This is a genomic window from Dapis purpurea BLCC-M126, from assembly GCF_050015975.1.
Taxonomy (GTDB): domain Bacteria; phylum Cyanobacteriota; class Cyanobacteriia; order Cyanobacteriales; family Microcoleaceae; genus Trichodesmium.
Map to the genome: position 1 here is coordinate 1 of NZ_JBNHER010000090.1, position 16,103 is coordinate 16,103.

General features: G+C 36.1%; 12 protein-coding genes. 7 read left to right on the forward strand and 5 right to left on the reverse strand.

The window, feature by feature from the left end; translation table 11 throughout:
• On the forward strand, nucleotides 1-247 hold a 247-nt coding region (locus tag ACP6PL_RS08500; RefSeq protein ID WP_426544513.1), incomplete at its 5' end, for a hypothetical protein.
• Nucleotides 248-445: 198 nt separating this feature from the next.
• Here ACP6PL_RS08500 and ACP6PL_RS08505 read toward each other — a convergent pair.
• Both ACP6PL_RS08505 and ACP6PL_RS08510 read right to left on the reverse strand, forming a co-directional pair.
• Nucleotides 446-904, reverse strand: a complete 459-nt coding sequence (locus ACP6PL_RS08505; RefSeq protein ID WP_426544515.1) for a peroxiredoxin — start codon at nucleotides 902-904, stop codon at nucleotides 446-448.
• A gap of 444 nt (nucleotides 905-1,348) precedes the next feature.
• Nucleotides 1,349-3,154 (reverse strand): fatty acyl-AMP ligase, encoded by a 1,806-nt coding sequence (locus ACP6PL_RS08510; RefSeq protein ID WP_426544517.1) that lies wholly within the window; start codon nucleotides 3,152-3,154, stop codon nucleotides 1,349-1,351.
• Nucleotides 3,155-4,020: 866 nt separating this feature from the next.
• On the opposite strand from ACP6PL_RS08510, the gene ACP6PL_RS08515 reads away from it, so the two are divergent.
• Together ACP6PL_RS08515 and ACP6PL_RS08520 are read left to right on the forward strand one after the other, a co-directional pair.
• Nucleotides 4,021-5,250: a glycosyltransferase gene (locus ACP6PL_RS08515; RefSeq protein ID WP_426544519.1), complete on the forward strand. Its 1,230-nt coding sequence runs from the start codon at nucleotides 4,021-4,023 to the stop codon at nucleotides 5,248-5,250.
• Between the two features lie 30 nt (nucleotides 5,251-5,280).
• Nucleotides 5,281-5,391, forward strand: coding sequence for a transposase DNA-binding-containing protein (locus ACP6PL_RS08520; protein WP_426544521.1), 111 nt, complete (start codon nucleotides 5,281-5,283; stop codon nucleotides 5,389-5,391).
• A 312-nt stretch (nucleotides 5,392-5,703) separates the two neighbouring features.
• Here the strand turns inward: ACP6PL_RS08520 and ACP6PL_RS08525 are convergent, their stop codons facing one another.
• On the reverse strand, nucleotides 5,704-6,183 hold the full coding sequence (locus ACP6PL_RS08525; protein WP_426544523.1) for a TerB family tellurite resistance protein: 480 nt from the start codon (nucleotides 6,181-6,183) through the stop codon (nucleotides 5,704-5,706).
• A 630-nt stretch (nucleotides 6,184-6,813) separates the two neighbouring features.
• Between ACP6PL_RS08525 and ACP6PL_RS08530 the strand changes: the two genes are divergently transcribed.
• Nucleotides 6,814-8,211, forward strand: coding sequence for a carotenoid oxygenase family protein (locus ACP6PL_RS08530; RefSeq protein ID WP_426544525.1), 1,398 nt, complete (start codon nucleotides 6,814-6,816; stop codon nucleotides 8,209-8,211).
• Nucleotides 8,212-8,615: 404 nt separating this feature from the next.
• Here the strand turns inward: ACP6PL_RS08530 and ACP6PL_RS08535 are convergent, their stop codons facing one another.
• On the reverse strand, nucleotides 8,616-8,813 hold the full coding sequence (locus ACP6PL_RS08535; protein WP_426544527.1) for a hypothetical protein: 198 nt from the start codon (nucleotides 8,811-8,813) through the stop codon (nucleotides 8,616-8,618).
• Between the two features lie 937 nt (nucleotides 8,814-9,750).
• Here ACP6PL_RS08535 and ACP6PL_RS08540 point away from each other — a divergent pair.
• Entirely contained in the window at nucleotides 9,751-9,897 is a 147-nt protein-coding gene (locus ACP6PL_RS08540) for a TRM11 family methyltransferase (RefSeq protein WP_426544548.1), read from the forward strand.
• On the opposite strand, the gene ACP6PL_RS08545 is transcribed toward ACP6PL_RS08540, so the two are convergent.
• Complete coding sequence (locus tag ACP6PL_RS08545) at nucleotides 9,872-10,267, reverse strand: nuclear transport factor 2 family protein (RefSeq protein ID WP_426544529.1); 396 nt, start codon at nucleotides 10,265-10,267, stop codon at nucleotides 9,872-9,874. The genes ACP6PL_RS08540 and ACP6PL_RS08545 overlap by 26 nt on opposite strands.
• Before the next feature lie 437 nt (nucleotides 10,268-10,704).
• Here ACP6PL_RS08545 and ACP6PL_RS08550 point away from each other — a divergent pair, with 437 nt between their 5' ends.
• Nucleotides 10,705-12,477 (forward strand): DEAD/DEAH box helicase, encoded by a 1,773-nt coding sequence (locus tag ACP6PL_RS08550; RefSeq protein ID WP_426544531.1) that lies wholly within the window; start codon nucleotides 10,705-10,707, stop codon nucleotides 12,475-12,477.
• A 556-nt stretch (nucleotides 12,478-13,033) separates the two neighbouring features.
• On the forward strand, nucleotides 13,034-15,958 hold the full coding sequence (locus ACP6PL_RS08555; protein WP_426544533.1) for a hypothetical protein: 2,925 nt from the start codon (nucleotides 13,034-13,036) through the stop codon (nucleotides 15,956-15,958).
• Nucleotides 15,959-16,103 lie beyond the last annotated feature (145 nt).

Genomic DNA, 16,103 nt, shown 5'->3' on the forward strand with positions numbered 1-16,103 from the left:
GCGCTCAAAAGTCTTATGGGTGAGGGTAGGAGTCAGGAGACAGGAGACAGGAGGAGTAAGGAATTTAGAGAAGGCAGTCGGAAGCATTATCCCTCAATTTCTCTGTCCAAATCTTGCTGTTAATACTAACTTTTTGAGGCTTTTCAACTCAAATCAGCGCACTTTTTCCCGACTTAAAAATGCCAAAAGCAATATCAGTAAAACCTTTAATTCTTTTTCAGCAAACCCTAATTACATTCAGCTTTAGTAAAGACGTTAGATAATCTTTACTAAAGCTAATAATCTCCTACTAGCAATTAGTTTTTGCTAGTGGACTGACAAATCTAAAATTGTGGGTAAAAAAACTATTACCAATGGATAATTGATGGCTAATCAAAAATAATTATCCATTATCCATCGTTCATTATCAATTAATGAACTTGACCCCTATTCCTATTTTTACTTTTTAAGCAGGTATGGCTTTTAAGGTTTTTAATGCTTCTTTAACGTGAGCGTCAAAGTCAAGCATAGAGTCAAAGATATGACGGATAATTCCCTCTTTATCTATGACGTAAGTAACTCTGCCTGGAAGTATCCAAAGTGTAGCAGGTACATCATATAATTGTCTAACTTTGTTACTGGTATCGCATAAGAGAGTAAAAGGCAAATTATATTTACTCGCAAATTGTTTGTGAGATTGTTGGGAGTCTCCACTAATACCAATTACCTCAGCACCAGCATCTGTAAATACCTGATATTGGTCTCGAAATGCACAAGCTTCCTTGGTACATCCAGGTGTATCATCTTTAGGATAAAAGTAAACAACAATATTTTTCTTACCACGAAAGTCAGAGAGAGAAACTTGAGTGCCATCTTGGGATGGTAAGGTAAATTCTGGTGCTTTATCTCCTACTTTTATTTTCATCTTAAGTACAGTATTGTGATTCAAAGATTGTTGACATAATGTTAACTTTTGTTATTTTAGCTTAATAATCTTTATCTTTGCTTTATTAATGGAGCTTGGCGTCATTTCAGTTGTCAGTACCTCCTGGTAAAGCAGGAGGCTTGGAATACAGAATATTCTTTGAAACCTAAATTTTATAGCACTACACATTTAGGTTAGGAAATTTCTAATACCAATTTAACAAAAGAATGTTACGAATAGTAAGGGCAATAAAAAGATTTTACAGGAGATTTACCTTTGACAAAAAATATGATTTCCCAGTTAAAAAATGATATATAAGCTATTCCCATACGACTCCTGACTCCTGACTCCTAAAAAGTTCCCTAGCTATTTGTAGCAAACATTTATCAAATTGGTATAAATACTGTTTGCGGAGTATTTCTGTAGGAAAAACTCAGTTAGAGATTAATTTTGACTTTTGCCTTGTGACTTTTGACTTGCCCGTAGCGTTATACCTGCCAATTCAGATACACTACCCTTTTCAGTTTGAAGTTGCCAGTTACCCACTAAATTCAGAGTACCCTCCAAAAATTGACTCCGACATAAGCGACGCTGAATCTTACCACTGGTAGTCTTAGAAATACTACCAGTCTTCAACAAATTAATAGCATAAACTTCCACCGTATGTTCCTCAGCAACTGCCTGACGAATAGCTCCCACTATTTCTTCAAAATTCAACTTCCGTAAATAACTACGCTCCACCTCCTGAACAATTATTAACCGCTCATCATCTTCTGCCTCTATAGAAAAAGCTGCTCCACAACCAGCCCTCAAAGCTGGATGACATCTTTCTACAGTCAATTCAATATCTTGAGGATAACGATACCTACCCCACAAAATCATTACATCTTTAATCCGCCCAGTAATAAATAATTCCCCATCCTGTAAAAATCCTAAATCTCCTGTCCGTAAAAAAGGTCCTTTATCTGCCACAAAAGCATTAAAAGTTCGTTCCGTTTCTTCCGGTTGTTGCCAATAACCCTTACCTACACCAGTACCCGATACCCAAATTTCTCCTACTTCGCCCTCTGAACATCTAGTTAAAGATTCTGGATCGACAATTACAATTTCGTCACCCAACCAACCCCAACCACAACTAACCACTGCCCTACTTTTCTCCCCACCAACTACAACTTGGTTTTCTGCTAAAGCTTCAGCATCTATATATTTAATAGTAGGAGCTTTTGTTTTTGTTCCTCCACTAATAAATAGAGTAGTTTCTGCCATTCCATAACAAGGATAAAAAGCTTCCTTCCGAAACCCACAAGTAGCAAAAGTCTCGGCAAATCTTTCTAAAGTTGCAGCTCGTACAGGTTCAGCTCCCGAAAATGCGACACCCCAACTACTCAAGTCTAAATTTTTCAATTGTTCTGGGGTGACTTGACGAGAAACTAGGTCATAAGCAAAGTTCGGTCCGCCACTGGTTGTTGCTTTGTATTTGGAAATAGCTTCTAACCAACGTATGGGTTTTTGAATTAAAGCTACGGGTGACATGAGGGTGACTGGAAAACCTCCGTAGAGAGGTTGTATTACTCCACCTATTAATCCCATGTCGTGGAACATGGGTAGCCAAATTACGCCTTGACTTTCTGAGGAATGTTCAAAGGACTGATAAATAATTTCTGAATTATGTAGGACGTTGCGGTGAGTTACCATTACTCCTTTTGGTTTCCCTGTGGAACCGGAGGTGTATTGGAAAAAGGCGAGGGTGTCTGGATCTATTTTTGGTTCTCTCCATTTTGGAGCTTCAGAGAATGAAATTTTATCTGTGGCTATCCAGGGTAACTGGTTGAGTTTGGGAGCTAAGTCTGGATTTTTGGCTAATTTTCCTTGAATTTCGTTCAAAAAAGATTCTGTGGTGAGGATGGCTTTTGGTTCGGAGGATTCGACTCTTTCTTGGATTTTAGCTATAGCCTCATTGTTGAGGGGTGGGTTGCTAGTGACGGCGATCGCCCCTGCACAGATACAACTAAAAAAACTAGCGATAAATTCTAGTCCGGCAGTGTAGGGATAAACGACTAATATTCGGTCTCCTGGGCTGATGAATGATTGGAGGTGGGCAGCTATCGCTCGTACTTGGGTATTTAATTGTTGATAAGTTAAGCTACCAGACTCAGTTTCTCCATCAGGCAAAAATTTATAGGCAATTTGGTCGGGAAGATTTTGGGAGCGATCGTTTAGGATATCTAGTATTGTTGAGTATTTAGCCATTAGGAAATTTTTTTAATAGTATTGGTAAGTTTTTAATCTCTACCACATAGTTGTAATTAGGTCAAATCACTGTTAGAGCAAGTTAGAAAAATTAGATCGCCATCCTAAAATGAATATGAGGCGATCGCTGGTTTAAAGAACGAAATTATAGGTATTTCAGGCTAAAAAATTTGATTAAGCAATAAAATAGCTAAAGATTGTACATTAAGTATAGGATATCACATAATTGGAAAATAAGGCTGAAACTATTGAAACTATGTTGACGAGTTTAGGGATTTTTGGCGATTTTTTGTCAGATTTTTGTCAGAGGTTAATGACAATCTTTAAAATGTTCTATCAAAAAAGCTGAGATTTATAATTAAAACTTTTAAAATGTCGATCGCTGAAATAATTTAAACATCTAATTAAAAAAATGTTCACTTTATATTTATATGGCAGTAATACTAATTAGAAAAAATTTTCTAAATATTGCTAATAGGCAGATAGGTAGTAATCTGTTGTGCATTTGTGCATTTAAACGACTTATTATCAAAAGAAAATTCATATTACTTCTGACTGCGCGCCTTCTGACTTATACACATTTTAAATGCGTATTATCTTAGAGGAATGAGGGAAGAGAGAAAGGGCAAAAAAATATAGTATTACTATCGAGAAAATAATCAGTAGTCGTGCAAAATAAATTTCTTAGTTGAGAGATGCAACAGGCAGCAGGGATTCAGTAGGATGTGTAATTAATTTTGTATAGCTACTTGTAAGAAAATTTATCGGAATATCCCTGGAAAGGTTCAAGTTTATATATATTTGTGTAGTGCTATAATTCCTTAGCTTAAGATTAACTTTCTTCTATTTTTTTTCTTACTTAATTTATGAAAATTGCCATTATTGCCTCTGGATTTTTACCTGTATTAGATGGAGTAACTGTCAGTGGTTATTATCGAGTCCAAAAACTAAGTCAACTAGGGCATCAAGTATTATTATTTTGTCCTGACTATAGTCCCCTAGCTCATTTATATCCAAATTGGAAAGATTATATAGGTAATATTTTTCCTGGAATTCAAGTAATTAACTTACCTAGTACACCATTTCTAGATTTTGAAAGAAACGTAGGATTTAACACTTACCAAATAGTCCGCCGAGAATTAGAAAAATTTCAGCCAGAAATCATTCATGTAGATGAACCAGAAAGGTTATTTTTTGCTTTTTTCCGTTTAGCTGGCATCGAATTTGCTCGACAAAATAATATTCCCTGTGTTTGTACTTTTAGAACTAACTTTTTAGAATATTTTGAAGATTTTTTGCCTTTACCAAAAGGGATTAACTTGATGTTGCAATTAATCTTTCAAAAAAGTTTTGTATCAATTTACAACAAATACGATTTGACTTTAGTTTCCAGCACTATTACCTATCAAAAAATTGTTAGTATGGGAATAAAAAATGCTATGTATGTCAACTTTCATGGTTTTGATATAGAAAAATTTCAGTCAGCCACAATAACAACTAATTTTTGGGAATCAAATTATCAAATTCCTAATTTAGCTAACAAAGTAAAAATAGTATTTTTAGGTAGACTAACCGAAGATAAGGGTTGGAAATTTACCTTAGATGCTTTTGTCAGACTTCAACAATTAATCAATATAGAAAACATTGCCATAATAATTGTTGGAGACGGTCCGATGCGTGAGGAAATATCAAACAGATTAGCTCAAGTGACAAATCATGTTTATTTATTAGGTAGAATACCTCCTGAGAATGTACCTAATATTTTGAAAAATAGTGATTTTCATGTCACAGCTTCAGAAAAAGAAACCAGAGGTTTAACTGTATTAGAAGCGTTTGCAGCAGGTATTCCAGTAGTTGCCCCTGAAGCAGGAGGAGTCACAGAAAATATTCAAGATGGTAGGAATGGTTTATTATTTATGCCAGGAAATCAGGAAAGTTTTTGTGAGAAATTAAAGTTCTTAATTGAAGATACTAATTTACGGAAAGAAATGGGAATTAATAGCAGAGAAGCTATTGCTAAATATAGTTGGGATAATGCAGTAGCTAACTTAGTTAAAATTTGGCAAGAGCAAATTATACTAAAATCTCAGTGTTAATTATGGTTTGCAGAAAAACTAATCAGAATTGTGGAACAAGCCTCCTCTCAACCCAATCTAAGGGTGCTTCAAGCAAGTAGTGATTGGGCAAATACAAAAGCTACTTATAATTTCTGGAATTTCAGGAGATTTCCCTGTTAGTTACTGATTTATATTTATGATAAAAATACTTAGGGTTTGCTGAAAAAGTATTATGGGTGAGGGTAGGAGACAGGAGACAGGAGAAGTAAGGAATGATAAGGAGGCAAGGAGGAAGAATTGTCCCTTGATTTTTCAGCCAATAGTCAATCAAAATCCTTACTTTTTGAGCTTTAAAGAGCAAAAACCTTGTACTTTTTCAATGCCTAAAAAGGCTAAAACTTTTATCTGTCAACGCTTTGAGATTTAATCAGCAAGCCCTACTTAGATCAGTTGAAACAGGAAACTCTCGATTTAGTAACTAACAAATCAAGTTTAATAAGGAGCGCCATCAGGGAACAACACACCTATCCGTTTTTCTCGCACCTGAGCTTCCTCAGCACAAAGTTCCTTGAGAGAATCAACAACTTCTTTTTCTAACCCTAGTTTTTCTGCTATTTGGTAAATTTTAGCCATTTCGTCCGGGTGTAACTCTCCATCAGCGCTACAAGTTTTAATAGCAAGATAAATAACTGTACGACGACCAGCATTATTTACGGCAGATGCTTGATTTAAAACATCAATTACATCTTCATCTGCTGGGTAAGTTTTAGCTAATTCATATCCGTCACTGCCGAGTGCAGCAGCACGACCAGCAATCCAATTTCTTTCTTCTGGTGCTAGTTCTCCATCTCCTTTTGCACAAATCAGAACTGATTTGATAATTGTTTCATGATCTTTGGTTGGCGGAACACTCTTGAAGCCATAGGTTTCACCATGCAACCACAACTTAGCATCCTGTTCCATGTCAGACATAATTTAATGCTCCATTTTTAATTTTTTACTTGCACTATCATCATACAATATGATGGAAAATTTTAATTTTTGAGAGTGTAAAAAATTATTACAGCAGCAAGGTTTTTCCCTCCTGCTCAGATATTGGAGGTTGTGCTTTGATAATAGCATCTCTGGTTAATTTGGAGTGTTATAATAAACTGTGTCTATTACCCTAATTATTATTCGCTCTTATAAAATTTCGTTGATCAATCCAGTTTTTGTGTAAGTCCTATATTTAATTAAAATGATAGTAATAGTTGTAATAATTTGACCAATATATTTTTCAAAAATTTCTAGATATTGCTAATAAAAAAAGAAGTAACTTATTTGCCTGTGAAAATAAGTTTTATCCAGAATTAATTCTGGATATTATTAAAATTTATTGTTTACAAAATCCGGTTATTATCAATTATTTTCCTGGGAGTGAAACTGTTTTATTAAAAGCTGGATATTTTTCTCTAAAAGCTTTAGGAGAAATTTTATTTTTTATCTTGTCAAATATCCAAAATAGAAAAAAATATTCTCTTTTAACACCTACAAACAGGCTAACAACTAATCTCCAAATTTTTCCCAATTGTTATAAAATGAGTTAAACATTATCAAAAATTTATGACTGCAACAACTCCTACTGTTAATCCTTTCTTAACCAATAATTTCGCCCCCGTTAAAAAAGAAATAACTGCCGACAACCTCAAAGTTATCGGAGAACTACCTCCCGATCTCTCAGGAATGTTTGTGCGTAACGGCCCCAACCCACAATTTGACCCAATTGGACAATATCACTGGTTTGATGGCGACGGAATGCTCCATGGAATCCGAATAAAAGACGGTAAAGCATCCTATCGCAACCGCTATGTACACACAAACAAATTCCAGGTAGAAAACCAGGAAAATAAACCACTATGGCCAGGATTATTAGAGCCACCCCAACCAGATAATCCGTACATTACAAATGCTAGTAGAGCTAATACTGCTCTCGTATATCATGCCAATCATTTTTATGCTCTCTGGGAAGGCGGTGCGCCGTACCATATTAAACTGCCTGAGTTGGATACTATTGGTAAACAGACTTTTAACAACAAACTCCAATCTCCTTTTACTGCCCATCCTAAAGTTGATCCTGTCACAGGAGAAATGATGTTTTTCGGTTATTCAGTAGCTCAACCTCCTTTTTTACAATATGGCGTTGTTTCCTCAACTGGTGAATTGCTGCGGACAATACCTATTGAATTGCCTGTAGGAGTAATGATGCACGACTTTGCTATTACGGAAAACTATAGTATATTTTTCGATTTACCGATGACTTTTCGCCCAGAAAGAATAGAAAAAAGTCAGTTCCCATTAATGTTTGAGTCAGAAACACCCAGTCGCTTCGGTATTATTCCCCGTCACGGTGATAGTGGCGAAGTACGTTGGTTTGAAACTCCAGGTTGTTTTGTTTGGCATACTCTCAATGCTTATGAGGAAGGAGATGAGGTTGTATTGGTTACTTGTCGGGTGAACTCTACTAATGTATTTGTGTCTAATGAAAGCGATCGCCTCCCTGATGCAGATATTCCTTATTTACATCGTTGGCGGTTTAATTTGAAAACTGGAGAAGTAAAAGAGGAAAAGCTAGATGATGTACCTTCTGAGTTCCCCCGTGTCAATGAAGAATTATTAGGGCGAAAAACACAGTATGGTTATTCCGCAAGAATGGCACCAGGAACTTCTCCTTTGTTTGACGGATTGATTAAATATGACTTGGATACAGGGAAGTCAGAAACTTATGAGTTTGGTAAAGGGCGTTATGGTGGAGAGGCAGTCTTTGCACCTCGACTCAATGCTAGGAGCGAAGATGATGGTTGGTTGCTGACTTATGTTTATGATGAAAATACTCAGACTTCTGAGTTGGTAGTAGTTAATGCTCAGGACGTAAGTGGGGAAACTGTAGCGCGAGTGATTATTCCGCAGCGAGTGCCTTATGGTTTTCATGCTGCATGGTTGACAGAAGCGCAGTTGAGTTAAGTATTAGATTTGTCGCTTTATAACTCAAAAAAACTGGCAAAATCTTGTCATTTAAGGATTTTAGTTTTTGCCAAGCAATAAAGCCTGGAATTAATCCTTTGTCTTAATTTGAGCTATTTTTTTCATCTATTTAGCGACAATTCTATTATAGCACTACACAAAAGTGTTAGGGATTTAATAAAATTGATATCCTTTACAACCAATAGTTTGCTCTGAATAAATGAAGCGGGGGGTGAAAATAATCCCCGCTTAATCTCTTATTTTTGGCTTGATTAAATTCATCAAAAAATTACTTTAACTGACTTATTAATTGTTGTATCAACTGACTTTGTTCTTTAACTTGATTTTCTAAAGTTAGAATTCTTTTCTCTAGAAATTTTACTTGTTGTTTTAAGTCTTGCTGTTCAGGTTCTATTCCTGTTTCCAGGATTGGGTTGTGCTGATTTCATAGGTATTAAATCTTTAATATCAGTATTTAAAAGTTTGTTAGCAGCTTTCATTATAGCTCTAAAACGTTCCAATCCTGACATTACATTTTTGTTTTTCTCAATATTTTCATAAACAAATTCAAACTCACCTATTAATTGATTTGTTGCCTCCAATTGAATTGTTAAGTTGTCTACTTGGTTAGTTAGTTCACCTCCCTCTTGTTGTAATCTAGTATTTGTCTCAACACTATGGGATAATGCTTGTCTTAACTTCTACTTTTCTAACTTATATTTCTCAATTACTTTTAAAGATTTATTTAAGTTATCTTTGAGCTTTAAAAATTTTTCTCTCTCTTCTTTTCTACCTCTAACTAACTGCGACCTACTCAATGATAAACTTTTATGATTTTGGCGTAATTCTTGATACTGTATTTCTAGCTCATCCCGTTTGAGCTTTTGGATATGTAGAGGAAATTGATTAACACTTTTATAATTTTTATAGCCAGAAGTAGCAGTATTTTGTTTAGGAAATTAACATTTTTTTTTACCGTACAATTCTGGATTATTTGATCTTTTTTTTACACTAATATAGTTTAAATCATTCTATTTATGATTAACAATAGAGATTATAGATAATATGATAAATTTTGCTGGTTATCTAAAACAAAGTTAATCCAGTAAAATTACTGGCAGTAGCTAAAGCTAAGGCTGTGTAGCGTGGTTAAAGACGAGAATAATCCTAGAAAATGATACAATGATATTGAACAGAAGAAATACTGAATACTCAGAGTCTGTTTCCTTTGGCAAAATGAAAAACTAAATTATATCATGTCCGTTTTAATAGTGATAATTAAAGCTCGTAGTCGGGCTTTAGCCCGAAACATAGATATTTATAGGGCTAAAGCCCAACTACAAACAAAAACTTTTTTATAACTAATTATCCGGACATGATATTACTCAATATTTGCCAACCTGACTACTAAAATTTTCACCAAAAGGATAGTAATAGTTGCAATAATTTGACAAACCTATTTCCTAAAAATTTATAGATATTGCTAATAAAAAAAGAAGTAATTTATTTACCTGGAGTGGTCAGTTATCTTCAGGATTAATTGAGACTATTCTCAAAGTTTATTGCTTTCCAAATTCGGTTATTCTCGCTTCTTTTGCTGGTAGTGGAACTGTTTTATTAGAAGCTGGATATTTCTTTCTAGAAGCTTATGGATGTGATATTAATCAGAAATTATATAACTTTTAATAACACTTGCATGACCAGCAACAATTTGTAAATAACCTACAGAAGATATTGACCATACACGGGTGTAACGAATATGTTCATCAATTATTGAATCATTATATGTGCCCAAAAGGTGCATTTGAACTGAAAAAACCGAAAAGCCTTCATTGAGCTGAATGCGTTGTTGTGAGGGTATCAGCTCCGTTAGCTTGAGAACTCCACAACGGTGCATCTCAAGGTCTTGCTCTTTAGTAACAAGTTCCCCAAGATGGTTGGTAAAGATTAACTCTGGTGCAATAAGTATGTCTAGTTCAGCTACATCAGATGTCAACATAGCTTGCTGAAGGCGTTCCTCTAGCTCAATAATTTGTGATTTAGAATGTTTACTCACAAAAACAAATCCTTGCCAAAGCCTAACTATTAATTCTATTGTAGTTGCACTACATTTTTTTTATGAAATAAAAATACTTCTTTTTTTTCCTAAAATATTACAGATAACAACAGTCTAAAAACTTGTCACTAACTTTTGCCCAATTATTATAAAATAAGTTAAACATTATTAAAAATTTATGACTGCAACAACTTTTACCCTTAATCCTTTCTTAACCAAAAATTTCGCCCTCGTCAAAGAAGAAATAACCACCGACAACTAATAAGTGTGATTACAAAGACTTTACAGGAGATGTCTATTTAACAAAACAAAGAGAATTTATGACCTAAAAAATGGTATTAAAACCATTCATTCTGACTCCTGACTCCTGACTCCTGACTCCTGACTCCTAAAAAATAACCTAGCTATTTCCAGCAAACATCGATCAATTTGGTATAATGTATCGTCAAACAACAATCTCATTCGATCGCGGCACTCTTATCCTCCATCCCCCACCCCAGGGGAAAGCTTGGATAGACTATGCCACCTGGGATGACCGCATAGAAAAATTTCGAGTCCGGGCAATAGACTATCGCCCTTTAGTTGAATCATTAAAGGCAGCAAAAATCGACTTTGTTGACAAAGCTAAAGAATTTGCACCTCTCGAACTCATTCCTAGTTTCGAGATGCCACCTTATCCTCATCAAGAGGCAGCATTGAAAGCTTGGAAACAAGGTGGTAGAAATGGAGTTGTCATTCTCCCGACTGCTTCTGGCAAAACATATTTGGCACAACTGGCAATGCAGGCAACTCCCCGCAGTACCCTGGTTGTTGTACCAACTCTAGATTTGATGCACCAATGGTATGCACATTTGAATGCTGCTTTTCCTGATGTGGAGGTGGGGTTGCTCGGAGGTGGATCTAGGGATAAAACACCAATTTTAGTAGCGACTTACGATAGTGCAACTATTCATGCAGAGGCCATAGGAAATAAATATGCTCTATTAGTTTTTGATGAATGTCACCACTTACCCACTGATTTTTATCGAGTAATTGCCGAATACGCGATCGCTCCTTATCGTCTCGGTTTAACAGCAACTCCTAACCGTTCGGATGGTCGTCATTCTGACCTAGATTATTTAATCGGACCTACCGTTTTCAGCAAAACTCCTGAAGAATTAGCTGGTGCCGCTTTAGCTGATCATCAAATTGTGCAAATAATGGTCAAACTTTCGCAACAGGAGCGGGAAGAATATAACAAATTAATGACAATTAGAAATGACTTTTTAAAACAGGCAAATATTAAATTAGGTGGGTTAAATGGTTGGAAAAATTTTGTTATATCGAGCGCTCGTTCTACTGCTGGTCGTCGAGCAATGTTAGCTCATCGTCAAGCTAAAGAAATTGCTCTTGGTACAGATGGAAAATTGCGAACTTTAGGTAATTTGCTTGCTCAACATTTCCCAGAACGTACCTTAATTTTTACAGCGGATAATGCTACAGTTTATCGAATTTCCCATGACTTTTTAATTCCGGCAATTACTCATCAAACTCCTGTTAAAGAACGCCATGAAGTATTAAGTAAATTTCGGACTGGAGAATATAAAACTATTGTTGCTTCTCATGTTTTAAATGAAGGTGTTGATGTGCCAGATGCGAGGGTAGCAATTATTTTATCTGGTACAGGTAGCGAACGAGAATATATTCAAAGGTTGGGTAGAGTTTTGCGTCGAGGTAGCGATAAAAATAAGTTAGCAATTTTGTATGAAGTTGTTACGGAAAATACAACAGAAGAGCAGACTTCTCGTAGACGTAGAGGTGGAATTAGGCGACAAAAACCTCCTAAATCTGAAGAGAAAAAACTGGAAAAATCTAAAGTTCAGCCATTAGAAATTGTTAAGCCAGAACCTAATTATGGAATTAATAATCCTGCTGCTCAACTTGCAGCAGAACCAGGAGCAAAATATGGAGAAAACAAACAAAATTATGTTAAAAAATCTGTTAATTCTCAAGAACAAGAACAGGAAAAAATAGAAATTGAGCCATTAAAAAATATTCAGCCTGAACAGATTTATGAAATTAATAATCCGGCTGCTCAACGTGCAGCAGAATCAGGAGTAAAATATGGAGATGAGAAACAAAATAATTCTGAAAATGTATCAGAAATAAAAACGGATGAAAAATTGTCAGAAAATTCTGATGATGACACTAACATAGAAGATTTTTTCTAATTTGCGGAGTATGACAAACGTAAATTTCCCCTACAAGTCGGAGGAGATGTCTATATGGCTAGGTATAATAAAAAATTTTTATTATTAATACCTGATTTTTCTCTATTATTCATCTCTAAAAATTTTAACTTATCTCTATATTATTTAATTCTTTATAAAGAAATGGATACGATATTAGTTATTTTTGATACTAAAATTTAATATCCAAGATATTTCAAATAACAGATATATCATTAATATAAACAGAAGCCAGTTATTTTAAAATTGTTTTAATTTTTTATCAAAAAATTGATTTAACCAAAATTTATCCTTTTCATATTCTTATCTTAAAACAATGATGCGATCATAAATTCTGTGCAAGTTTTTCTGAGTAATACCATGTTCAGGTAAAAAGTTTTTATTTGTACAATTGCTATAGCAACATAAATACCTATCTTAGGGCTAGAGCAATTATACGAACCTTAATTATCGCTGTTTAACTGGAGATGATCTAATTAGTTTCTCAGGAATTTATCGCACAAAACTTAATTTTTTCAATCTTAAATAGGCTGTAAAGATGACATTTACAACAAATCAACCTGCTCAAATGACAGGTCTTAACGGCTATAAAGTTAAGCCTGTTATCACCATCGGTGAAACTATTCCTGGAACTTCAGGAAATTATACTCCTCCGGGAATTCTTGATGGTATTGGAGCTTTTGAACTTGAGGAAGATACAGTTCGAGTTTTGGTTAACCACGAGTTAAGAAGCGGTGTTGGTTATGCCTATGCTTTGGAAAATGGCACTGAACTCACAGGAGCCAGGATCAGCTATTTTGATATAGATAAGGAGACCTTAGAAGTAGTTGATGCAGGTCTTGCTTATGACACTATTATCAATCGTAATGGTGAAGTAGTCGATGAGATATCCGACCTGGAATTTGGAGGATTAAATCGTTTCTGTTCTTCTATCTACGTTGAAGGTAACCAGTTTGCAAGTGGTTCGGGTATCGTTGATAACATTTATTTCACAGGAGAAGAAACTTTTGGTGGAACTGAATTTGCATTAGATATTGAAAATAACACCCTTCATGCTCTTCCTTGGTTAGGAAGAGCTGGTTGGGAAAATATAACTCAGGTAGATACTGGAGATGCTGAGGAAGTAGGTATATTAGTGGGAGATGACCGTGAAGCAGCTCCTCTACTTCTTTATGTAGGAGAAAAAGATACAACTGAAGGAGCAGGTTTTCTAGAACGTAACGGTTTAGCTGATGGTAGTCTCTACGTCTGGGTTCCTGATGCAGAATTAGGTGATACTGAAGGAGAAAATGATCCAGATAGCAATCCCGATCCAGCAGGATTTAATGGAACAGGAAACAGTGAGTCAGGAACATTTGTCGAAATTGATTATTATCGCCCAGAAGAAGCAGGAAGTGCAGAAGATACAGATGGGGATGGCAGTATTCAAGACGAACTAGGTTATGATGAAATGGGATTTGCTACCCAAACTCAACAAGATTTACTTGCGGAAGAAGCGGGTGCTTTCCAATTTTCTCGTCCTGAAGATGTAGCGACAAACCCTGCTGATGGTACAGAAGCAGTCTTAGCTTCTACCGGTCGGAGCCGTCGTTTTCCTGATGATATTTGGGGAACAACTTATAGTGTTGACATAGAATTTAGTGATTCAGAGATCGCTGCTGACCTAACAATTCTCTATGACGGAGATGATGCAGGTGCTGGACAATTTGCACATCCTGATTTTGGTGTGCGTAGCCCAGATAACTTAGATTGGGCAGATGATGGTTACATTTATATCAATGAAGACCGATCTACTGGAGAATTTGGAGATACATCTGGAGAAGAAGCATCTATCTGGAAGTTAGATCCAACAACTGGGGAACTGATCCGTGTTGCTCAAATGGATCGTTCAGCAGTACCAGGAGAACCTATTCCTCAAACTGATGGAGACCCTGATGATATAGGTGACTGGGAATCTTCTGGAATTTTGGATGTTTCAAGTTTGTTCGATCAAGAACCTGGTGAGTTATTTCTGTTTGACGTTCAAGCGCACAGTCTCAGGGATGGAGTTATAGCAGAAGAAAATTTGGTACAAGGAGGACAGTTAGCTTTTCTGCAAGAGATCCCCGAACCAAGAAGTGAAGCAGTACCATTTACTCATGCTCACAATGATTATGAACATGATTTTCCTCTCTTTGATGCCCTAAGCTATGGGTTTATTAGTGTAGAATCAGATATTTGGCTCTATCCTGGCGATGACGAAAATCTACGAGTTGCTCACGATCCTGTACTAAACCCAACAACTCTCCCAACTATAGAAGAACTCTACCTCGATCCTCTACAAGACTTAAAAGAAGAGTTCGATAATGGTGGTGTTTATGCAGATGGTACACCTCTAACACTCCTGATTGATATTAAGAGTGAGGGACTGTCTACCTACCAAAGACTCCATGAAGTTTTAACAGAATATCAAGAAGAATCTCCTGGATTATTTACTACCTATACTCAAGATGAGATGGGTAACTACACTGTTACTCCTGGTGCGGTAACTCCAATTATCTCCGGCAACCGTCCTCGGGAATTTATGGAAAGCCAAGAGGTACGTTACGCTGGCTATGATGGACGTAAAAGTGACATTGGCACTGATGCCGATCCAGGTTTTATGCCTCTAATTAGTGATAACTGGAATAATTTCTTCAGTGGAGATTTAGCTTGGGATGGCACTGGTACTATTCCTGAAGACACTGAAACGGAATTAAATCGCATTGTCTCTGAAGTTCAGGGAGAAGATAAAATATTCCGTTTCTGGAATTTGCCTCAAGATGCTCCCAGTGTTTGGGGTCCTCTATTTGAAGCAGAGATTGATTTAATCAATACTGACGATTTGGCTGGACTTTCTAATTTTATCCAGTCTGAACTGGAAAATCAAGAGCCGTTAAATCTCGTGGGAACTGATGGCGACGATATGTTAGTAGGTCGTCAAGGCGATGATACTATTGCTGGTTTACAGGGTGACGATCAAATTGATGGTCGTGGGGGTGATGATATTCTCCGGGGCGATAAGAATAGTCGTTCTTCTGGTAGTTCTATAGCTGGAGATGACACTATCAATGGTGGTACAGGCGATGACCGCATTGGTGGTAAAGGCGGTAACGACGAACTCTATGGAGATGAAGGTAACGATAGCATCTGGGGTGATGATGGTGATGACCTCATCCGAGGTGGTTTAGGTAACGACGTTCTCACTGGAGATGACTTCTCTGGTGGTCAAGGTTCTGATACCTTTATCTTAGCTGTTGGTGAAGGAACTGATACTATTGTTGACTTTGAAGTTGGAACTGACTTCATCGGTTTAGCTGATGGTCTAATGTTTGGAGACTTGAGCTTTACTGGAAATAGTATTATCTCAGGAGAGGAAACACTCGCTGTCCTCAATGGTATTGATACCACCACTTTAACTGAGAGTGACTTTACTTCCGTATAACTTTCAAATACTGCTTCTACAATCAATTCTTAAGGGTCAGTATTTTGAGGAATAAAGTTAATATTCCTTTCAAGTTCAATGAGTAAAAATTAAGGTAATATCTCCTCAATATTTACTGATTAACTTACCCTAAATAAATTTCGGA